This window comes from Gluconobacter morbifer G707, assembly GCF_000234355.1.
GTDB classification, from domain to species: Bacteria; Pseudomonadota; Alphaproteobacteria; order Acetobacterales; family Acetobacteraceae; genus Gluconobacter; species Gluconobacter morbifer.
Genome location: NZ_AGQV01000010.1, coordinates 364,971 through 388,309 on the forward strand (window position 1 = coordinate 364,971; position 23,339 = coordinate 388,309).

At 52.0% G+C, this 23,339-nt stretch carries 12 protein-coding genes and 2 pseudogenes; 7 read left to right on the forward strand and 7 right to left on the reverse strand.

The window, feature by feature from the left end:
• Positions 1 to 308: 308 nt before the first annotated feature.
• Entirely contained in the window at positions 309 to 926 is a 618-nt protein-coding gene (locus tag GMO_RS11845; protein WP_008852661.1) for a YceI family protein, read from the forward strand.
• Positions 927 to 1,665: 739 nt separating this feature from the next.
• Positions 1,666 to 2,262 carry an NAD(P)H:quinone oxidoreductase gene (wrbA, locus tag GMO_RS11850; protein ID WP_008852662.1) on the forward strand — a complete coding sequence of 199 codons (597 nt, stop codon included), beginning with the start codon at positions 1,666 to 1,668 and terminating at the stop codon, positions 2,260 to 2,262.
• A 148-nt stretch (positions 2,263 to 2,410) separates the two neighbouring features.
• Here the strand turns inward: wrbA and GMO_RS11855 are convergent, their stop codons facing one another.
• Complete coding sequence (locus tag GMO_RS11855; RefSeq protein WP_008852663.1) at positions 2,411 to 3,331, reverse strand: LysR family transcriptional regulator; 921 nt, start codon at positions 3,329 to 3,331, stop codon at positions 2,411 to 2,413.
• Positions 3,332 to 3,577: 246 nt separating this feature from the next.
• Between GMO_RS11855 and GMO_RS11860 the strand changes: the two genes are divergently transcribed.
• The 4 genes and pseudogenes from GMO_RS11860 to GMO_RS11875 all read left to right on the forward strand — a co-directional run bounded on the left by GMO_RS11860 (position 3,578) and on the right by GMO_RS11875 (position 9,701).
• Positions 3,578 to 4,276, forward strand: coding sequence for a pirin family protein (locus GMO_RS11860; RefSeq protein ID WP_008852664.1), 699 nt, complete (start codon positions 3,578 to 3,580; stop codon positions 4,274 to 4,276).
• Between the two features lie 495 nt (positions 4,277 to 4,771).
• Positions 4,772 to 7,174, forward strand: coding sequence for a TonB-dependent receptor (locus GMO_RS11870; protein WP_083813671.1), 2,403 nt, complete (start codon positions 4,772 to 4,774; stop codon positions 7,172 to 7,174).
• Between the two features lie 364 nt (positions 7,175 to 7,538).
• Positions 7,539 to 7,643: pseudogene (locus GMO_RS15005) on the forward strand (IS5/IS1182 family transposase); the annotation flags it as partial.
• Between the two features lie 240 nt (positions 7,644 to 7,883).
• Entirely contained in the window at positions 7,884 to 9,701 is a 1,818-nt protein-coding gene (locus GMO_RS11875; protein ID WP_008852667.1) for a gamma-glutamyltransferase family protein, read from the forward strand.
• Between the two features lie 967 nt (positions 9,702 to 10,668).
• Here the strand turns inward: GMO_RS11875 and GMO_RS11885 are convergent.
• From GMO_RS11885 to GMO_RS11895, 4 genes and pseudogenes are all read right to left on the reverse strand, one after another.
• Positions 10,669 to 12,414, reverse strand: coding sequence for an oleate hydratase (locus GMO_RS11885; RefSeq protein ID WP_040509451.1), 1,746 nt, complete (start codon positions 12,412 to 12,414; stop codon positions 10,669 to 10,671).
• 457 nt (positions 12,415 to 12,871) lie between these two features.
• Positions 12,872 to 13,537: pseudogene (locus GMO_RS14750) on the reverse strand (IS5 family transposase); the annotation flags it as partial.
• A 592-nt stretch (positions 13,538 to 14,129) separates the two neighbouring features.
• Positions 14,130 to 17,075 carry a TonB-dependent receptor plug domain-containing protein gene (locus GMO_RS11890; RefSeq protein ID WP_008852671.1) on the reverse strand — a complete coding sequence of 982 codons (2,946 nt, stop codon included), beginning with the start codon at positions 17,073 to 17,075 and terminating at the stop codon, positions 14,130 to 14,132.
• 158 nt (positions 17,076 to 17,233) lie between these two features.
• Positions 17,234 to 19,534 carry a hypothetical protein gene (locus tag GMO_RS11895; RefSeq protein WP_008852672.1) on the reverse strand — a complete coding sequence of 767 codons (2,301 nt, stop codon included), beginning with the start codon at positions 19,532 to 19,534 and terminating at the stop codon, positions 17,234 to 17,236.
• Positions 19,535 to 19,700: 166 nt separating this feature from the next.
• On the opposite strand from GMO_RS11895, the gene GMO_RS11900 reads away from it, so the two are divergent.
• On the forward strand, positions 19,701 to 20,384 hold the full coding sequence (locus tag GMO_RS11900) for a GntR family transcriptional regulator (RefSeq protein ID WP_008852673.1): 684 nt from the start codon (positions 19,701 to 19,703) through the stop codon (positions 20,382 to 20,384).
• Between the two features lie 50 nt (positions 20,385 to 20,434).
• Here GMO_RS11900 and GMO_RS11905 read toward each other — a convergent pair whose 3' ends face one another.
• Positions 20,435 to 22,249 carry a DUF885 domain-containing protein gene (locus tag GMO_RS11905; RefSeq protein WP_008852674.1) on the reverse strand — a complete coding sequence of 605 codons (1,815 nt, stop codon included), beginning with the start codon at positions 22,247 to 22,249 and terminating at the stop codon, positions 20,435 to 20,437.
• A gap of 54 nt (positions 22,250 to 22,303) precedes the next feature.
• Positions 22,304 to 23,299 (reverse strand): 4-hydroxyproline epimerase, encoded by a 996-nt coding sequence (locus GMO_RS11910; protein ID WP_008852675.1) that lies wholly within the window; start codon positions 23,297 to 23,299, stop codon positions 22,304 to 22,306.
• Positions 23,300 to 23,339 lie beyond the last annotated feature (40 nt).

The window sequence follows — 23,339 nt, forward strand, 5'->3', positions numbered from 1 at the left end:
ATTTGCAGGCGGTTCAGAGGCCGATATTCAAGCGATAGCAAGCTTATACATTGGGAGGTCAGGCACAAGTTCATGGAACCCGCCAGCTGTATTTTGGGCAGTAAATCCATGGCTGTATTTTCCGGATAAGGAATTACGGATAGGAATAAATTATAGAAACAATGCGTTTCTGTTATTTTGATTTGTTACTTCCTTTTCCTCACTTAATTCTCTTGATCCACAAGGACGCACAACAGGCTTTCCAACCTCTCTTTAGGCCTCCTGTTTTGCGCGTCCTGCCTCTTATCTCTGACTGGAGCACAAACCTCATGAAATCCCGTTTCTTCCTGCTCCCATTTGCCGCGCTGACCTTTGCGTCTATCGCACCTTATTCAGCCTCGGGCCAGGTCGTCACCAACCCGAGTCAGGCCCAGTCCGGCACTTATGATGTCGAACCTGGACATACACAGGTTGGCTTTTCCGTCCTTCATTTCGGCTTCACGAACTACCAGGGCACTTTCTCCGACGTCTCCGGCACGCTGGAACTGAATGACAAGAACCCGGCGGCTTCCAGACTGTCTGTCACCATTCCGATCGGATCAGTTCAGACCACCAGCGCCAAGCTGACTGAAGAACTCAAGGGGAACCAGTGGTTCAACGCCGCCCAGTATCCGAACGCCACGTTTGAGGCCACCAGCGTTCATCGCGTTGGCAGGGCTGATGCCATCGTAAACGGCAACCTGACCCTGCACGGCGTCACGAAGCCCGAGACGCTGAAAGTTCACTTCATCGGCGCAGGCGTAAACCCTCTCGACAAGAAATATACGGCAGGTTTCGAAGTTACGGGTACAATCAAGCGCAGTGACTTCGGCGTAAAAATGTATGTCCCGTATGTCAGCGACGAAGTGCAGTTGCGGATCGCAGGCGCCTTTGAAAAGCAGGACTGAATTTATGGCCGCGTCCACAAGCCAGACTGGGGGGATCACGCGGCATACCGCCCTGACGATCATTTTTCACGGGATGATCGCTGGGTGAATCCAAATACTGATCGTCATGGGACAGATCATGGATCACCCGCATTTCGGCCCGATGCGTGCTTTTCAGCTGTACACGTCGATCGGCATTACAGCGAAAAGGCATCACCACTTCCGGGTTGCCAGCTGATGAGAGCATGACTCCAACATATGAGCACTGGATAGGCTCCATTAGCCGAAAGTGTTCATGTTCCGGGCTTCTACACTTCCACCTTATCAGTGGCAGAAGATGCGCTACAGAAACGTCTCAAACACGCTGCCGAGCGGATGCTCATAGCGTCATAGGCGTCATGTTCCCCTTCGAAGCCGGCAGACCCCTCACTGGAGAAAGGATCGCAAACCAGTGCGTTTGCAGGTGGGCTTACAGGCAAGTCACGGATATCGCCCTCAACCCTCGAAGTAATCTTCTCGCTCTGCCGGAAGGCCGGCCCCTGAACCACCGCGGATATTTTGCCGCCTGTGCACTTCTGGTGCTGACCACTACCGAAGTGGGTCGTTTCTTCCTAGATACATTTTGCAAATAATCAGGAACAAAAATCGGGAAACGATGTGTTTCCTGATTTTCTGTAGCTCTGTCCATTTCAGAGCGTAAAGTCATGGTGTTCCTTACCAAACACGGAAACTATGCGCAACTGAACAAGAGGTTACGACAATGCCGAAAATTCTGGTTCTTTATTATTCCTCCTACGGCCACGTTGAAACACTGGCTCATGCTGTCGCTGAAGGTGTCCGGGCGGGAGGCGTTGAAGCTGTCGTCAAGCGTGTTCCGGAAGTCGTTCCCGAAGATAGGGCAAAAGCGAATTGCTTCAAACTTGATCAGAACGCCCCGATCGCCACAACAGGTGAACTGGCTGAATATGATGGCATTATCCTGGGAGCACCGACAAGGTTTGGGCGTCTGCCTTCACAGATGGCAAATTTCTGGGATCAGACCGGCGGTCTGTGGCTCAAGGGTGCCCTGATCGGCAAGGTGGGCGCGGTGTTTACCTCCACCGCATCCCAGCACGGTGGTCAGGAAACAACACTTTATTCCCTGATGACCAATCTTCTGCATCATGGCATGATTATCAGCGGCCTGCCCTACAGTTTCCAAGGACAGCTCAAGCTCGATGAAGTGACCGGTGGATCCCCCTACGGTGCATCAACCATCGCCGCCGGCGACGGCTCCCGTCAGCCAAGCACCAATGAACTTGATGGAGCCAAGTTCCTCGGCCAGCATGTTGCAGGAATTGCAAAGAAACTTGCATAATCCATCACATCGCTGAACAGGTGACACAGGCAGGGTCGATCTTCAGATGGACCCTGCTTTTTTGCGACAAACCGACGATAAGAAGTACCTGAGCCCGAATGGTCCGGGCCGCCTCCCCTGAACGGATCCCACCCGCATCAGGACACTCTCACGGGGCAGAAACCGCCCATGGCGGATGCTCGAAAGCCTTGGCGAGATGCTCCAGAAACACAGAGACCCGGAAAGGGCGAAGCGTGCTGCTGGGCGTTACAAGGTAAAGGGCGATGCTGGCAGCATCCCACTCCGGCAAAATCTGTTCAAACCGTCCATCCCGCAAGCCGTCCCAGATCATGAATTCTGGAAAAAGTCCAAACCCCAGATCCGCATTCAGCGCTGGAAGGAAAGCTTCAGCATTATCTGCCCGGAACCGAGACGCCTGCGACAGGACAAATTCTTCTCCGGTATTCGCCCTGGTCAAACGCACCGTGCCAGGGGCAGAATTGTTCGTATAGACGAAACTTTTCAGCTCTTCGAGATCCCGCGGATGGGTGGGACGACCGATACGATCCAGATAGGTCGACGTCGCGATCAGCAGAAGGCGCACCCTGCAAAGACGTCGTGCCCGGAGGGAGGAATCCGCGAGAGCCGCAATTCTCAGTGCGAGATCATAGCCTTCTGCGACGAGGTCAACAAGCGCATCGCTGAAATCGACGCTAATATCGATCTCGGGATATTGCTCCAGGAACCCGGGAAGAACAGGAGACAGATGCTGGATGCCGAACGTCATAGGCGCCGCCACCCGGATCAGCCCGGACGGACGATGTGTTCCGCCGCGAGCCTCACTTTCGGCGGCTTCGGCTTCTGCAAGGATGCGGTTGGCATGACCGACAAGAAGACGGCCGCTCTCGGTCAGGGACATGTGACGGGAATTGCGGTTGAAGAGCGAAATCCCCATGGATTGCTCAAGTCGGCTGACGGCTTTTGAAACGGTCGGTTTGGAAAGTTGAAGTTCCTCAGCCGCGCGGGCAAATGAGCCGCGTTCAGCAACCTTGGCAAAGATGGCCCACGCCTCGAAATCCGGAAGTTTCATATCAGCAATCCCTGGAACTGAACCTATTCCGATATTTCCATATTTTTACCATTTCTCATATCGCTATTGCTGATTTCTACAGGCACATGAACAGAAAACCACGTCCTGCAGAAGCACAAGCGGACCGGAAGAAGCGCTTCAAACACATCATGATTTGGAAACAGAGTCTTTCCAGCCTTTCTATATAATGTCCCTACCCTGACAGATATATTGTTGCCCAGACACCACTCCAAGCAGGAGATACTCATGATTGAGGTTCGTCCTTACAACAAGCTGGGTCATGCAGATCATGGCTGGCTCGACGCAAAACACCATTTTTCATTTGCCGAATACTTTGACCCACAGCGCATGCACTGGGGTGCACTCCGCGTCTGGAACGATGACACGATTGCACCAGGTACAGGTTTCGGAACCCATCCTCACAAGAACATGGAAATTATCACGTATGTCCGCAAAGGTGCGATCACACATGAGGACAGCCTAGGCAACAAGGGACGGACAGAAGCTGGCGACGTTCAGGTCATGTCGGCCGGCACAGGCATTCTCCATAGCGAACACAACCGCGAGTCCGTGCCGACCCAGCTTTTCCAGATCTGGATCATGCCTGGTCAGCAGGGTCACAAGCCGTCATGGGGTACGAAAGCTTTCCCGAAGGGCGAACGCGCTGGACAGTTTGTCATTCTGGCTTCCGGATACAAAAACGACGATGCGTTGCCAATTCATGCGGATGCCAGAGTGCTGGGCGCAACGATCGGAAAGGGACAAACTGTCGAATACAACCTTGGAATCGACCGTCTGGGATATCTGGTCCCTGCAACCGGAGCCGTTGAAATCGAGGGAAAGACCGTAAGTACAAGAGATGGCGCGGCAATTTCAGATACTGACACGCTGGTCATCCGCGCTCTCGAAGATTCAGAAGTTGTTCTGGTCGATACATCGGTCTGACAGACGTCTAGCTCAAAGGGGCCGGACCGGGTATGCATCCCTCCGGCTCCAGAGATATTCATGGAATTTACGCGAAACATGCCCATGATCACGGACGACATAGATCGCCGGGTAGGGCAGATCATCAGACAGGGCATAAGCACATAGCAGTTCGTGCGCCTGACCGGACGCCAACCTGAAGGACAACGCCCTGCTACGACAATCTGTAGCTACCCCTACCCTGGTGCCTAAACCTCCACGTGAGCGGCCTTACACTTTACGAATACATCTGCAGGACCAGGACTTCAAAACCAGAAAAATTCATCGCCAATCCAACCTATCAGACCACGGGACTAAACAATGTAGGAAAAGAGGCTACAGCAGTGCACTTGGTGCAGCGCCGAGCATCTTTCAACCTTCCTCTCCTCGACCTCCAGTACGATTGTCTAACGGCAGGCATGTTCTTTGTTGAACAAATTAGATTATCATAAGGAAATCCTCGACAGAGAGACAGAAATGAAGAAGATCATTGTCGCGGCAATATCACTTTCGAGTGTATTGTATTCCGTTGATAGCGCATACGCCAAGACGGGTTCTGTCCGACATGCCACTGCTGGTAGCAGTCCCTCATCAAGACAAGGCGCTCATACCTCTTCTCCCAGTTTGGATAGTAAAACTGCAGAGAGCATCAGGGTGACCGGACAGGGCGTCGTTTCCAATAATGGTGTTACAGGACGCACGCCCGGAGGTGGTCTGATGGCGCCCCAGCACGGACCGAAAACAAAACAAACCATTACACGGGACTACATCGCAACGCAGGCACCTACCAGTAATCCCGTCCAGCTTCTGGCCATGCTGCCAGGCGCTAATACAGCCAGTTCAGACCCTTTCGGGTTACAGGGCAGTACTATTTCCGTGCGTGGCATGACTAGCGGCCAGATCGGTTGGCTGTTTGAGGGAATGCCGCTTAATGATGTGGGTAATTCGGCCTTCTATGCCAATGACGTCGTTCTTTCCGAAGACCTCCAGCAGGTTTCTCTGACGCCAGGTTCATCAAATATCGACACACCGACACTTTCAGCTTCGGGCGGACTGGTGGAAATGAATATGATCGATCCCTCGCATCACGCGGGTGGAACGATGGATGCAGCTTATGGCAGCTACAATACCAGTCGGGAATTCATCCGGTTGGAATCCGGCGATATCGGTCATACGGGTTTACGTTCCTTCGTGGCTTTTGCAAATGTATATGGGAACGACTGGCGAGGCCCAGGAAAGGTCAAGTCCAAACAGATGGACGCTAAACTGGTCAAAGACTGGCTTGGTGGGAGCCAGACCCGCCTGGCGCTGAGTTATGCGACGCAGGATACACAGGAAGACCGTTATCCTACGCTTTCACAATTTGAAGAATATGGGAACAGCCAAGACTATAACTACACCAAGATCAGAGATACAGCGAATTATTACAAGCTGCATCGTAATATGTTTCAGAGTATGGCGGCAACCCTCCCCAATGAAATCAATGTCACACGCCATTTTCATCTTTCTGAAACACCTTATCTTTATTATGGATATGGCAATGGTGGTGGCGCTTCGACCCTGACAGCAGGCAGTCTTTACTCAGGTACGCAGAAAACAGCATTACTCGACCCAAATGGAAACGTCATGGGCGATGGAACACAGGTGATGGCCTATACGCCGTCCATCGCAAAGACGGTCCGAATCGGAAATGTTTTCAAGGGCACACTGGAACTGGGTAACCACACGATTACCGGCGGCTACTGGTATGAATGGTCTGACAAAATGCAGCAGACCGAGGCCAGCTATATCGATCCGGTCAGTGGCGAGGCCGCAAATATCTGGGGACAAACCTATAATTATTTGACTCCCAACGGTTATCCCTATGCAAGCCGCTCCCAAATCACCTTCAGTCAAGTACATATGTGGTTCATCGAGGACCAGATCGACCTGCTCCAAAAGAAGCTGCATATCGAGGTCGGGTTCAAGGACGCCTTCGTCAAACGCGATGGTTATAATTCCCTTCCCGGTGCGCCATATCGCGTCACGACGTCTAACAATGTTCCCTTACCGCAGGTTTCCGCCACGTACAAACTGGGCAAACACCACCAACTCTATGTTGTGGGTGCAACAAATTTCCGCCTCGCGCCCAATACGTCCATGTTCAACGTTTATAGTGGTTCCACCGGAAAACTTGCGACAGCTGCAACATCCCAGAGCCCAGAATATTCAATCGAAGAAGAGATCGGCTACCGCTATCACTCCGACCTGTTTCTAGCGGATGTAGCGTTCTTCAATTACAACTTTACCAACCGCCAGCTTTCTTTGAGCGCCTATCAGAACGGGGCTCTGGTTTCAGAAAACGTCAATGCAGGCGGTCAGACCACACGCGGCGTCGACGTCGAGGTCGCCACACGTCCGATCCTCTATCATCTGCGTCCTTTTGCCTCGTTCGAATACCTGCATGCCAGCATCGATAATGACCTCCATGTCGGAAATGATCTTCTGCCCACCAAGGGAAAGAGCCAGATCATGACGCCTTCCATTCAAGCTGCCCTTGGGCTCAATTATGACGACAGTCATTTCTTTGCGAGCGTCAATCTCAAATATATTGGTAAGCAGTATGCAACATTCATGAACGACGAACACATTTCAGGCTATTTCACTAATAATGTGACACTCGGATACCGGATGCACAAGCTGGGATTCCTCAAGGCGCCCCAGTTCCAGTTGAACCTCTCGAACATCGCCGATGCAAAATTTCGCACTGGCGTTTACAGCTTCACGAACGCAGCCAAGACGACCCAAGGTGTTTACGGGACTTCCATGTCCGGTTCTGCACCGACCTATTATCTAATGCCTGGCACCTCCGCGATGTTCAGCTTTTCTACGGGGTTTTGAAAATCATGGCATGCAGCATCTTTTGAAAATGCACATGCTATTCTCTTCACCCTTCGCACTGCCTTGCCGCTTTCACAGCCTTGCAGGCCCCTCGTTCATTCTGAAAAACGATCTCCTCGAGACAAGCAATTCAAACATCTAGTCTCTATCTCTAGGGCCAGGGCCCATCGATTTTTGAGAGAGATTTTGGTTCAGAGTATGTGAAAAAATCGAAAATAAGTGATCTGTACTGGCCGGGCAGATAAACACGTCTGCGGTCATTTCTCCAAAGAGTCATGGCTGACCGCGATTATAACGCTTATTGGTTCAGCGGCATCCCAAAACAGAGAGAGATAAAGCCATGAATTCCAGAATGAAAATCTAGAAGGGACTTATCAGATATGATAAGCGGCGCTGCAATCATATCAAAATTATGTTCGGCAGACTCAAGAACTGGCGACATGTCGATACACGCTACTACAGCTGCTGAAACGTCTTCTTTTCTGCTATCTATTTTACTAAAACCGTCGTGGTCTGGTTATGAATTCTCTGGCTAAACTTTGCGGTGTTTCTTTGTCCCACCACTTCTCAATGGACCAAACCACATCCAATACCATTAGTGAGATAACAGTATCTCAAGACGGTGTGCATATCGGCATCATATCGGTCTTGCTGTTTAATTATTAAACCGGAATGATAGGAGAAGAAAACAGACCGACGGAGATCGCTCGTGTATCGAAGGCGTTTTTTGGCCTCACTTCCTGTAGCCGCACTCACCCCCACAGCTTTGGCGCAAGAAAAAAGCAGTCAGCCCAATTTACCGAAATTTGAAAATCCGGGCGACGATCGCTTTATCCGACCTGATGTACATGCGGGAGACAGGCCTGTCGGCGCAAGCTTCAGCTCCCGGAGCGCTGTCTATGGCACCCACGGTGCTGCAGGCTCAGCTCATCCCCTTGCAACATTGGCAGCTATCGAGATCTTGAAAAAAGGCGGATCAGCAGCCGATGCCGCCATAGCTATGAATGCCTGCCTAGGTGTCCTTGAACCTACATCCTCCGGACTCGGAGGAGATTGCTATTGCATGTTGTGGGACCCTAAAGCGAAGAAAGTCGCGGGCCTTGCCGGCTCCGGTGGCAGTCCGCGGGGTCTGAGCCTTGAAACCGTTCGGAGCCGAGCGAAACATGGTGCGATCCCGCCACTTGGCGCGATATCTGTATCGGTACCTGGTGCACTCGACGCATGGTGGATGCTTCACCAACGATACGGCAAACTTCCCTGGGCCGAACTCTTCGCACCTGCCATCACATACGCAAACGAAGGGGTCCCTGTACCAGAAATGATCGCCTGGTACATTCGCCGCAGCCTCCGGGTCTTTCAGCGCTCCGGCGCAGGCGTGGAAGAAACGGCCAACGCACTAAAAACATATGGCCTTGGACATGGCGGTCCTCAGACAGGCCAGATATTCCGCAATACAGACCTGGCCCGCACCTATACCATGATCGCCCAAGGCGGCCGGGATGTGTTCTACAAAGGTGAAATCGCCCACACGATTGATACCTATTTCAGACGCATCGGCGGTTGGCTCCGTCATGAGGATCTTGCCGCACACCATGGCGAATGGGTGGAACCCCACCAGACTAATTATCGTGGTACGACGATCCATGCACTGGGCGCCAACACGCAGGGTATCGCCACACTCCAAATGCTCAATATTCTCGAAAATTTTGATCTTCGGGAAGCGGGCTTTCAGTCGCCGTTATCGATCCACCTTCAGGTCGAAGCCAAACGCCTCGCTTATGAGGATCGCGCTCGTTACTATGCAGATCCACATTTTTCGAAAGTTCCGGTCGAATGGCTTATCTCCAAGGAATATGCCGCACGTAGGGCCAAACTCATTCGTCCAGACCGCATTCTCACGCCAGTCTATCCGGGTCAGGCGCCTAGCCATGGTGACACGACCTACTTTTCGTGTGCGGATGAAAGCGGCATGATGGTTTCCATGATTCAGTCCAATTTCCGGGGGATGGGTTCTGGCCTTGTAGCCGACGGACTTGGGTTCATGTTTCAGGATCGCGGACAGCTTTTCAGCCTCACAGACGGCCATCCCAATCTTTACCAACCCGGGAAACGCCCCTTTCAAACCATCATTCCAGGCTTTGCCTCCCACGGAAATACACCATGGCTCGCCTTTGGAGTGATGGGAGGAGACATGCAGCCCCAGGGTCAGACGCAGATTATTGTCAACCGTAAGGACTATGGTCTGGATGTGCAGGCTGCGGGAGACTCACCGCGCTGGCATCATGAGGGATCATCCCAGTCCATGGGGGAAGATCCACCTCAACTTCCGCCTCATGGTCTGCTTCGGCTTGAAAGTGGTGTCCCGGACACGACCAAGGCGGCGCTGGCCAATCTGGGCTGGACGCTCGGAAAATCCGACGGAGGGTTCGGACGTTACGAGTGCGTAGAAAATCGCCCGGATGACGGTCAACTCGTCTACGCAGCCGCATCGGAAATGCGCGCAGATGGCTGCGCCCTCGCTTACTAGCGACCTGTTAGGTCTTAAATAACGGACTGGACTGCATGGGTGTTTGGAATAAGCACGATGCAGTCTGTCTTGGGGCCTCTGATCGAAGAAGCCCGTCCGAAGGGTAAGACCTGCCAAAGAACATGAGGCGATCGATATCCGCGATTTTCTGGCTCCATCAACAAGGTACGAAATGGCGTGTCCTGCCGCCTGAGTTTGGTTCCTGGTGGATTGCTGTCCGGTTGTTCATTTGGTGGCCGAAGCCTAGTGAGTGGCAGAGGCTCTTTGAAAGGATCAGAGGCAGGGACCCAGCTCAGGTATGGTCTTTTTCCGATGGCACGAACATTCATACCCATCACAAGGCAGCTAGAGTCGCCAAAAAAGGGGATACGGTGTGCCACAGGAATTATGAGGGCCCGGCTGCTCGCATGGAGGCTATGGTACTAAGGGCTATGTAGTTGCAGCCAGCCCCGACAGGGCACTGTCCTTCACACTTTCGCGCGGTCAGGCACACGAACTGCCATCCATTTATACCTTGCTCGACGATCTGGCGCGTTCATCAACCTATGTGGTCTGTGCTCGTGGACATGCCTCGCACAAATTCCGTGAGCATCTCTAAAACCAAGGGTCTCGTCCTGTCTGTCGTATCACCAAGACAAAATGATCCCAAGGTCGCCTACCCGAGATGAGCTTACAGAGACCGTGAAGAAACTGGAGATGAATGACCTGTAACTGGCTAGCCGAAGCCAGCTTCGCCTAATTCAATAACATCTACATGTATCCGCAGGACAGTCGGCTCAGATGGGAAAGACGCCTTTTGCATCTGCGGATGCATAAAAGCCGAGTGCGTGAGACAATAACCTCGATGGTTTTGACGGAAATGGCACGAGGAGATATTTCTGTCCTCATCATTGACAGGCTGAAAGCCGGAAAAAGACCTCTGGTTCCTGTCCGTGACGATACACGCTGAACCCTCATACTGGCTTCTTCAAATAAGTCCGTAACGTTCCAGCAGATTATCTACCTCCGTTCCATCCGTGAGATGACGTAACATCCCAGATGCAGGAACCTTCTTTCCGTCCCGCAATTCCGCCGCCGCCTGCAACAGCATCCGAACGTCGTAGATACTGCCAAAAACCTCCGGAACGGCACGATCAATGTCGAGCAGCGTATAGACCGCCTCCATTGCGGTGCGGACGGAATATTCCGTGGTGAACACTGTGTCTCGCGGCGTTTCGGCGAACTGCCCGAGAAAGGCAAAATTAACGCTCCCATCCGGCACCACTTTTGGGCGATCTCCCGGAGAACGCGGCATGAATTGCGCCGTAATGAAAGGCATCATACAGGGATGCGTAATCGCACCCGTCGCCGCCATGTCGTCGATCTGCTCAGGTGGCACGCCCATATGAAATAGCCACTCTCGCGTGATCTCCTCGCCGGTGCATTCCTGCATCGGTTTTTTCACATAGTCGCCCGGCACATCACTGAACAGCCCATAGAGCCACGCTACCATCTGCCCCTTCGGCTGACCTTTGAAATGCGGCTGGCGGCTAACAACCCAGCTCATCAGCCAGGCAGAATCCTGAATAGTGATCGGCCCGCCTGTTACCGTACGCCCGGAAAACGGATCGCGACCCGTAATCTTCTGCACAAGCTCAGGAATGCGCGCGTCTTGCGTTGTGACGGTCGCAGACAGCCAACGGGATTTCTCAGTGTCACCGCAGAACACATCCGGCCGGCCGAAAGCCGGATCCTGTCCTGCGATGTTGCGCCACAACTGCCAGATACTTCCGTCTCTGATGGTCGTATCAATCGGTGCGGGGGTATGGTGGTCGCCCCAATGGGAATTCTCCACCATGGAGCCATTAGTAATGAAAACCAGTTCGTCCGAGTCCAAATCGACGCCTGCTTCTTTGCCGCTTTCCAGCCAGTCGATATGGGTTGCGACTTTCTTACCGCCCGACATATCGAAGGCGACATTCGTCACTTGGACGCCGTGGCGAAACACGACACCCTGATCGACGAGCCATGTGGCCAGCGGCTTGCTCAGTGATTCCTGCTGATTGTATTTGGTGAATTTCAGAGTGTGCAAATCCTTCAGGCCAAGGATCTGATGTACAAAACGGGCGAGATAGCGCTTCATTTCGATCGCGCTGTGCCATGGCTCGAAGGCGAACATCGAACGCCAGAACAGCCAGAAATTCGATTTCATAAAATCGGCGGACAGCATGTCGCTGATGGTCTTGCCTGCAAGTTTCTCCTCATCCGCAAGAATAAGCGCAATGATCTCCCGCCGTGCCTTGCTAGTCAGCGTCAGGCTGTCCCGATCCGGTAGAGGCTGGCCCTTTCCACACATCGCCCGGACAGGACTGCTGCTGGGATCAATGCGGTTGAGATGGTAGAATTCATCGAGGACCGAGGCATCCGGTACTTCCAGTGAGGGGATTGAACGATACAAATCCCACAGGCATTGGAACTGTTCCTCCATCTCCCGACCACCGCGGATCAGCCAGCCAGTCTCCGCATTACCCGCACCATCCAACGCTCCACCATCGGCGTTCGACGCTTCAAGAATTGTGATCTTCGAAGGCGTCATCTGTGCATCACGAATCAGAAACGCAGCTGCCGCCATACCGCCCAGTCCGCCGCCGATAATCCACGCTGAACGGTCTTGCACGCCTTCGGGTTTTACCGGGCGAGCGAAGGCTTCGAAGTTACTCTGGGCGTATCTCATAGCGTACTGTGTCTTTCAGAGCCGTCAGTGGCCCGATTGATATGACGGAAAGAGAGTCCTCCGAATATAAATAGATTTTTGATGATCAGTGTCTGTGATATGCGTCAAATTCATGCAGATACTATCTTCCAGCGGATCAGCAGATACACTTTTCTCGGCAAACCGGAAATCTCGTCTCAGATTATATTCTCGTCGTTACTGGATTTTATGATGTCCGCTCCTTCAGTTCGGAACGAACATTTCGGACATTCAATTTACCTTGCATAGTTGCTTCTCCGTACGACAAATCTACGCGTTCCCCGTATGAGTTTACTCATCCCGATATTGCTTTCATCGCGAGGTTTCCACCTGCTCAAAGCTGCTTTTTCTTTCCCTTGCCCGTTCTCCTCCCTCTGAGATGATTTCTAACAAAATACCAAGGTATTGATTTGACGGAATTTTGAAGCTGTTCTTGGTTGCGTGTTTCTATCCGGCGCCAGTCCTTGAGCCTTCCGAACATAATTTCGATGCGGTCACGGCATTTGCATTTTCGCCTGTCATATCTAACCGGTTTTCCACGGGATCTCCGTTCTTGGGATGGAGGGTCTTATCCTTTTTTCCTCTAAGATGTCCCTGAACTAGTCAGCGTCATAAACCCCCCGATATTCCAGCATGTATTGAGCTGCGGGGAGGCTATCTAGAAGGGCAGTGGCACCGATATAATCACTGGCCTGTTCTGCTCATAAAGAAGCTGAGCGGCCGTCCATTTTGATCGGTGAACGCATGTAGCTTCGTATTCATACCGTCTTGGATGCAACCGATCTGGCGACCAGGCTCTCTTTTTTATCCGCAGGCTCGAATCCGTGCGGTGTATCTTGAGGTAAGTCGCATTAATCACGATGGACTAGGGCTCTGCCTTTCCAACTATCGAACCGCCCATCATCCGGGCAAAGATCCCATGGCACCTTAACGTTTTCAATGGTTGTAGAGCATTTTATGCAGGCCATACTTCTGCGGAGTGCATCACGCCATCGCAAACAATTGCGGTTCACGAAAATGATCTCGCCTAGCACGCGGCGACCGCCCACTGGGCACCACGGCGTTTTGGTAAGAACAGCTGCAGACGATCCCTCTGTTCATCCATCAGCCATTACAGGTCGCTCATCTTCAGTCTCTTCACAGAGTCTGAATCGAATTTTCTCCCAAAAACCGATGGATCCTGAGCCTATAAAGCCACAAGTACCCTTATGAAACTATCAGTTCCAAACTCGGAGCCATGATGACACAGCAATTGTTTTCGTCAGGATTTGCTGCTTCATGATATCCTGTCGGTTATTTTATCACGCAAGTGCCGCAATGCTCCTCAAGGAAACAGACTGAAGGCGCCACCGCGACCGAAACCACATTGAGCGCATGTTCAATCAGTTTCAGCAAATGCGGTGTATCGGTCCCTGCGCAAAGGCTGCTTTGCCCTTCATGAGTTGCTTCCATTTCGCCGCAAAACTCTGGATCAGGTCTTTTGTCAACATGATCTGATGCACTCGCATAGGGCCCTAAAGTCGAACAAGCATTATTCCATTCCGTCCATCAGGTACAGAAGAAGACATCAAAGAGACCCACCAATCAGCGGTTCTTTGATCCCTTCAAGTTTGTCGCCTCCATTCAATACACCACTGCGTTGAGAACAAAAGAAATAGGAGAACTGCCGAAGCATAAGCTCCAGCAGTTCTCCTTACTCAAAAACTGCGCCCAATTTGAGCAAAGACATAACGGCCTATTATTTCCTCGCTATACATCGACAGCGCGGTATTGGTCGCCCCATCAGGCACAAATGGCGGTTTCTTATCAAGGATATTATTAACCCCGAGTTCAAACTGCCAGTTCTTAGTGTTGTAATTCAACGTCACATCATGCGCGAAGATACCTGGAACCTTGCAATAAGAATAGACCTTGCAGCTCAGATCATTGGAACCATCATTGAAACGCATTCCTCCTGTGTAGCTCATCATGTAAGTAAGACTGAAGTTATCATGACTCCATGTTGCGGTAGCGTAATCACGAACACGCGGCATACCGTAACCACTTTGGTAAAACAAACGCCCAGCATAGTTATACCACGCACCACCTGGCTCGTTCTGCTGAAGATACCCAATCAGCTGCTGAAAGTTGTTGCTCAAATTCAAATGGTCATGGGGCGACAGACGGATACGGTAGTTCAGGTCGAAATCCAGACCGTTAGTCCTTAACCCACCGGCATTTGAGTAAAGATCATCAACCTGCGTCAGCTGTCCTGCCGTGCTCCGCGATGCAATATTACTACACCATCCTGTATTTGTTCCCGTATAACAACTATCTGCAATGTATTGCACTGGTAAAGTAGTGATCATATTCTTAATTGTATAATGCCAGTATTCTACAGAAGCCATCAGATTTGGAATCCAACGAGGCGTTATGACTGTACCGAAAGTATATGTACGCCCTTCCTCTGGTTTAAGGGCAGGGTTTCCACCTACCAGCGTTGGGATTTGGCTCGAATTAGCATTAACGAAAGTTGCGGTGTTGATGCCTTGTTTCGCGCAGGTCGCCACGACATTTGCGCTTAGCGATCCGTAACTGCCCGCTTGAGCACACGGGTCATTACCTGAATTGTAACTAATCGAGTGCCCACCATAAAGCTCGGTCATGGTCGGCGCGCGGAAAGATGTACCCAGTGTTGCACGAAAACGGATGTCTCGTACTGGCGCCCAGTTGACGCTAGCCTTCCAGTTATATGCAGTTCCAAATGTATTGTAGTCAGACCAACGACCCTGGGCATCAACAGTCAAATCATGTGCAAATGGTACATTGTGCAGTAAGGGAAGGTTTCCTTCAATATAGGCTTCTGTCACATTATAACCACCGCCTGTATACGTTGCTCCCCCCCCCAAGTCTCCATTTGAAGCGAGAGCATCAGGCGTATAACTTGCCTGTTCGCTGCGATGTTCCAGCCCCATGGCAATACCGAAATCACCACCGCCCTGCCAAGGCAGATGCGCCAGATGGTTGTTATGAACACGGGCATTAAAGTCACGCATCTGGTAGGTGCTGTGATCATTCTGCGTATAGCGCAGATAATCCGCCTGTTGTGCCGTTAATTTTCCGAACGGATTTGCCAGCGAACAGCCAGAAGAAGCCTGGCAGATTGCTGGATTATAGTTCACAGCACTGTTAGCGTCTGATGGATCTACCTGTTCGATCCCAAGTTCCTGTAGATAATGCGCATAATTCGTCATATTCTCGGTTGAGAATTTCGCCAAAGTCTGGCCGTATGACATGGATACGTCATACATCCAGTTGCCAACGATCTTACCCTTGGAACCGCCGGTGTACTGCCACTGATCGAATGCTTCTTCGTATTTGCGCTCACCCAGGTCACTAAACCGCCGGTACAGAGAAACATCATCGCCCCAGATGTTATACGGACTGGCAGCCGGCAGAGTAACTGCCGACGACAATGTGGACGGATAAGTCGCGCCAGTGACTGGATTACCTGCCAGCGTGTTCATGGCATCTTTGTGCGTATACCGGATCGACGAGTACAGATTGAAATGCTCATTAATCTCGTAATGCATGTCACCACTGAGAACAGCCTGCTGCAACGAGTTGGTCAGCATCTGATCAGAAGCGAAATTGTATCTGTCGGAAGATGAAAAATTATGAAACGCTCCGCTATTCCCTCCCCCAGTACCATTACTGACAAGATCAAAATTGGAACCAATCACGCGGGTATTGGTGGTTACAGAACTACCAAGCGTCGGTGCCTGACCAATTTCTGCATCGGAGTTCCATGGATCGGCAGACCAGTCACGGTTCTTCTGCCGAATACCAGACTGCGTCATGTATGAACCAAAAAGTGTAATATTACCCTTGTCGTGATCGAAGTTGAACCCCTTGTAACCAGAGATCTTCCCCATCTGACCATCACCATGATCGGTAATACCGCCGCGGATCAGAATGTCACCTTTGGTAGTATTGTGTCGCAGTTTAATGTTTATGACACCGGATACAGCATCAGCGCCGTAAAGTTCCGATCCACCGTCCTTAAGGATTTCAACAGATTCGATCTGATCCACTGGGATCGAGTTAAGATCGACGCACTGCGAGCCACTCCCGAAAGTCGGGACCTGGCGCTTGCCATCAACCAGAACAAGCACACGAGAAGGACCAAGGTTACGGATGTCTGTACAAGACATGCCGAGACCACCATTGGTGTTCGTATTATTGGTACCACTTGAGCCGATTGATGGCAGACGCAGGAGATAATCCCCCAACGTTGTTGCCGAAGTAGACGTGATCTGCTTCGCCGTAATTGTCTGAACCGGGTTCGCATTGGAATCCGCGCGCGTTGCAAGCGCAGAACCCGTGACGACAATGGACTCATCTGCGGAACGCGGAGCAAAAAGTCGACGCCGTGCGGTTGTTGTCATTCGCGCGGAAGACGCACTCGTAGTTGTTACCGGCGCGACTGTTGCAGGCATTGTCTTCGCATGCGTCACCACAGATGATGCCTGCCGCGGGGATTTCGAACGATGACTTATATGCTTTTTTGTCACCGTTTCGGCAGAAGCCGTAGCGAACAATGTCGCACAGATCAGTCCTATAGACGTCGAAAAAGTGAGGGTTTGCCTGTGCGCCTGTCTCATTTCAACTTAAACCTCATCTTTTGGATTTCTTATATCGTATACACATACATCTCGGATTCGAAACAGATAATTTTTGACGCCTTGATTGAAATTCAAACCTGGGAAATGTCAGCTTTTTGCATTATCTTTTTCAAACAACGTTTTAATGAGTTTTCCTATCAAGAAGCCCTCATTATCGGTACGTGAAAAGAGCGTTGGCCACCCTGTTTTCCATCAACATTCATGCCGTATGTTGCAGATACGACACAACCATTCAGGCTGTCATTTTGGGGAGACGTAAAGTATGTGCCTGATGGCAGACGCAGATACAGGCGAATATCACTCGGTGCAGTTTTCGGGAGAAAAATATCGACCGAAATATGCCTCAAAACCGGATCATATTGCACCTTCATAGAAACTCTGCCCCATCGGGTGGGGGCTTTTTCCACACTTATTTCCTTGCCCGACAACAGCCAACGATATGGTATGGCCCGCGCAAGGTGGAGAATTTCCGCTCCGTCATCCTCGTAGACCAATGCCCAGCGCAAAAGAATTGGAACTGTCATCTGGGCTGGAAGGCAGAACAGTGCGAGTTCCCCTTTTAATCCTGCCACTTCTGCTGCCGTCCAACTTCCGCGAGTATGGGCATGATAGCGATGCGCATAGAGAAACAGGAGATACTCTTCGATCCGATCCTGTCGCAACAAGGCTTGTGCGTAGCCGTAGGAAATAAATCCAAGAATATCCCTTTGCTTCCTACTTGGTGGCGTCAGGTTGCCGACAACTCCCATAACTGTCGCACCGTGAGCCCGCATTGAGTTAATCGTCGCAACCTCAAGATCTGCCGGCAATACACCGGCTTGAAGCATTTCCGCAAAAACACGATGCGCCCATTGCTGTTCACTGTATTGATGTCGTGCAAGCGACTCCCGAAACGTTTCCCGAGAACTTGGGAAAATGGGGACATAAGGGGGCGAACGATCTTCAAATAGTGAGGCCCTTAAAGCACTCTCAAGCCGAGCCGATAATAGATCCGCCCTTCTCTTCCAGTCGGCTGCCTTTACAGCTTCGCCTGGCCTAATACGCAACCAGACAGCCGCAAGATCACGCCATCCCCGGACAGCCATCGCCGAATTTCCAAAATAGGGTTTCCACCAGACCGATGGATCAGGAAACAGGCACGCATCGCTCTCACTCCATCCATGGAGTAGTCCGTACCCCGCGTTGGTTAGCGGAAGGGCCAACGCTTGATCGTGCAGCGTCGTCAGGACACCAGCCATGGCTGCAATACGATCAGCGTAACGCTGGAGTGTAATAGCGTCGCCAGTCAGATGCAGATAACGCGCCAACAACGACAGTGTCAGACCGGTCTGCCCCACTTCAAGGCCACGCATCGCCACCAATCCGTCATCACCGACGAATGCAGTGAACTGATTGTCAAGAATGGCCCGTGCGACGGCAAAACGCCCCCATTCCAGATTGGCCAGAAGCGATGAGGTGAAAATGTCCTGAAAGCCGTCATACTCCGAGCCTTCGTAATCCCGATCAACAACCCCATATCGTGGCCAAACGCCATCACGACGCACCATGGCTTCCTTGACAAAGGCATGTCGTGCAAAATCAGCCCAGTCAGCCTCTGGTAGAAGGGGTGATAGCGTATCGTTCAGAACGTCGTGCCAAACCTCAACGCAACGGGCGAGAGCCTGATTGAACTGCTCTGCGTCCGGTTCATGCCGAAACGGACCGAACGGGATATAGCTCGCTCCATAAACGGCGCGTACGACCTTTCCATTCTCGATCAGCATCATCCGCGTCCAGGTTGGAACTTGGCGGGGTATAACTGGGTCAACATCCGCAAATGTCACGACTTCCCAGTAACGTCCTTTGCCCAAAGAAAACTGCTTGACAACTATGGGTAGGCAGCCGCCCAACAAACCTTCCCTGCGACGACTGACAATCGGGCTATCCAAAGCGAGCTCAGATGCAATCCGGTTGACATGCCAGTTGCGGGTATTCCCTGCAGGCGTCAGTGGCATCACCCCTTCGGCATATGGAGGGGCCACAAAGGCAGTCCACACAATTCGCCCAGCCTGCTCAGGGGTAAAATGACTGTCAATGGGTGGAGCAGCGGCTCGAACCGCTGATGGATCAGGCTCTCCTCCGCCGTCCAGAAGACGTTCAGCCAGAAGATCATGCTCCGCGATTGCCAAAGTTCCAAAATCGAGACCGCAATAACAGCCTTCCAATGGAGCTTCGCACTCTTCCATAAAACGCTTCAGGACATGACATCGCCCACCAGGCCCAGTCAGGATCATGGCGCCTTCCATGCTCGTCAGATCTTCCTTGACCGACCATTTACCTCCAGAAGCTGCAAAAGCCTGACTGGACGCGACGCGCCAACCTGCCGATATGACGCTGCCAAGAAGAAAGAAACGACGACGGATCATACCAGAAACTTTTCCAGAGCAATCACTGCCCATGCCTCTCAGAAAATTAATTACGGTGGCAGCATCTTATCCTTTAAAATAATTGTATACGATATAACTTTTCACTTTATGCATAAGAATCTACAAAAAGAGGAGTGTTCGCAACCGAGGCTAGCCATGTATAATAAGCACAAACAGCGAGAAGAGACGCAGAATCCTCATGAAAGCCCAGACTGGGAAAATTCAGCCTCTGATTGTCAGAACAATTGGTGATCAGCTCTATGATATTCTGCGGGAACAGATTCTCAGTGGCACACTCGCAGCTGATCAGCCAATCCGTCAGGATGCTTTGGCCGCCGAGCTAAACATCAGCAAGATACCACTTCGCGAAACGCTGGCTCGTCTCGAGCAGGATGGGCTTGTCATTGCCCATGCCAAACGGGGTTTCACTGTCGCCACGCTCTCGGCCAGCGAAGCAGAGGAAGTTTTCGAACTCCGGATGCGACTGGAGCCGGAAGCCGCTGCCCAATCTTCTCTTGTCGCTACAGCTGCCGACCATAAGGCCGCACGTCGTCATCTTTCAGAACTTGAATCTGTCATTCGACAGAAAGATCAGGATCACAGTCTTTATAATCGCCTGTTCCATCTTTCCCTCGTCCAGCCAGGAACTGGAAGACTGACCTACCGTGTGCTGGAAACAATCAATGTCATTGCGGATCGCTATGTACGCCTGCATCTGAACACACAAGGGCGGGACAAGCGTGCTGTAGAGGAACATCGGCAGTTACTGAAAGCGTGGATCAATCGGGATGCTGCAGAGGTTGAAACTCTTCTGACTCATCATATTGCGGACACATTAAACGATCTGCGCAACCAACTGGCATCCGAAAATGCCACTGCCTGAAAAAAACCTCCTCTTCCCGGACTGATGTGAGCAGAGGAAGTATAGAATTATCAGGAAGCTCTGATTTTAGCGATCCAGCTTTCTACCCGTTCGGACATAAGATCTAGTGGCATTGCACCATTTCCCAGAATCACATCGTGAAACGCTTTGATGTCAAACTTGTTACCAAGTTCTGTTCTGGCATGTTCCCGAAGTTTCAAGATGGTCTGCTGTCCTAGCATGTAACCCAGAGCCTGCCCGGGCCAGGCGACATAACGATCCGTTTCAGCCTGCATATCAGGCTCACTCGTCGGCGAATGCGCATGGAAGAAATCGCTCATCTGCTGGCGCGTCCAGTGTTTGTAATGCACGCCCGTATCCAGAACTAGACGATCTGCGCGAAGCAACGCTCCGTTCAGGCGCCCATAGTCGCTGTACAGATCCTGATAAAAGCCCAGTTCCTTTCCGAGCCCCTCCGCATATAGCGCCCATCCCTCAATGTAGGAATTATACGCACCCTGCTGGCGAAACGCAGGCAGCGGCAGGTCCTGCGCCAGTGAAATCTGGAAATGATGCCCTGGGACACCTTCATGATAGGCTGTATCTTCGATGGTATACAGGTCACGCTTGGCATAATCGCCGGTATTGACGAACACGATACCTGGACGAGACCCATCCGGCGTTCCCTGATGATACTCTGCACCTGCAGCGTCCGCCTCCCGGTAGGTTTCCACGGACCGCACTTCCAAACGCGTTTTAGGTATCCTGTTGAAAATTCTCGGCAGGGCGGGCCACATTTGCGCGATCGCCGCGCGGTATCTGTCCAGGATTTCCTCACGCGAATGAGCATAAAGCTTAGGATCGTGATCTACGGACGTGCGCAGGGCCGTCAGATCCGCGAAACCCAGCTTGTGGGCGATGGTTGTCATCTGCCCTTCAATCAGGTTCACCTGCTTGAGGCCAAGCTGATGAATTTCCTCCGGGGTCATGGAACTGGTCGTCTGCGCCCGGATATCATACCGATAGATGGCGTCTCCATTCGGCAATGACCATATGCCTTCATGCTTCCGGCCATGCGGGGCATAGTCTGTTTTCACGAACTGCGCGAAGGCTGCGAATGCAGGACGAACTTCTGTATCCACCACTTTCAGAGTGACCTGCTGCAGTTTCCTTTGCTGCGCGGGAGAAATCCCTTTGGGAAAAGTTTCCACCGGCTGACCAAAGACGTTCTTCACTCCAGCAGGTGCAGCAACCTGCTCTAACTGCGCCACGACTTTTTCCAGCAGGTAGCGCGGCGGTACCAGACCGTCTTTTATGCCCTGCTGTGCCAACGTCCTAAGTTGGGCCAAAACCGTCGGCAGCGCATGGAGCCGTACAAGGTAGTCCTGATACTGTGCTGCCGTGTCGAAAGGAATGGAAGAGACAAACCCGGGTAGCATCAGCTGTACGCCCTGCACCTGATCGATCGGCATTTCATATGTCTTGAGCCTGATCCCTTCCAGCTTGTCCTGAAGCTGACGGATCATCATCGCACGGCTGATCTGTTCCTGCTCCGTCAAGGTCGCAGGATCGACGGCCTGAAAGCGCTTGAGGAATTCCGCGCTTGTCATAGCATCCCTTGAAACCTGTTCAAGGGAATAGTTCGTCCAAAATCTGTTATAGCGATAATCACCAATGGTCGTCGCCAGCTCCGGCGAAGTCCGAAGCTGGTACTGCCATTCCTCATCCAGAAGCGCCGCAAAAGCCTGACTGCCACTTGCAGCGGCAGGAACCGGCTGCGTCACAGTTTCAGGACCCGGAGCAGCCAAAGCCGCACTTCCTGTCTGGGCACAAACCAGGAGCAGGGTCACCAGACCATATCGCAGGAACACAGTAAAATTCTCCATACCAGTCATGTTGCGCCATCATAACGGCGACAGGCTCCGACGCCATTCTCCAGATCAGGAAACCTGGAAGCCATGGCAGAAGCGGTCTTCCTCATCAATCCAGATCGTATTGAAACCCGTTGAAACGGCACTCCCCTCAATGACGGGGATAATCGCCTGGTGTCCCTCCAGCATCGTTTCTTCCGCAACCGTTCCCTTGAAGGCACTGCGGATATAACTTTCATGAGTGAAGACATCCCCCACCTTCAGAGCACCCTTGTGATGCAGATGGGCCAGTCGCGCCGAGGTTCCTGTCCCGCAGGGACTGCGATCGATGGCATGATCACCATAAAAGACGGCGTTTCGTCCATAGTCAGCGGTTGTATCCCTGTCGACCCATAGGACATGACTCACACCCCGGATACGTTCATCAAGCGGATGAACCGGCGTGATTGCCGCCTGCATCCGTTCACGAATTATTGGACTGAGTTCCAGAATGCGCCGGGCACCGAGCTGATCCAGACTTTCATAGTTCCCCTGCGGCTCGACAATGGCATAGAAATTTCCGCCATAAGCAATATCCACCATCAAAGGACCCAGACCAGGTACATCGATCTTCAGCCCCGTCTCTGCGACATAGGCAGGCACATTCCGGATCGCCACGCTCCGTACGCGACGGCTCTCCTCGGTATAAGTAATGTCAATAATTCCCGCCGGGACCTCAAGTCGAAGTTTCCCGGGGACCCGAGGAACAAGCAATCCATGCTCCAGCCCGAAAGTCACCAGCCCGATCGTCCCATGTCCGCACATCGGCAGACAGCCACTGGTTTCAATGAACAGGATCCCTCCATCGGTATCCGCCTGCGTCGGTGGGTAGAAGAACCCGCCGGACATCATGTCATGACCGCGCGGTTCAAAGCACAGCCCGGTCCGTATCCAGTCAAACCGTTCCAGAAAATCCTGCCGGCGTTCGCCCATGGAAGCCCCGCGCAGAAGGGGCGCGCCGCCACAGATGAGACGAACAGGATTTCCGGCCGTGTGCCCGTCAATGCAAAAAAACGTATGCCGCATGGCGTTTAGTCCGTAGCAGAGTTTTATATCGTTTTCAGAG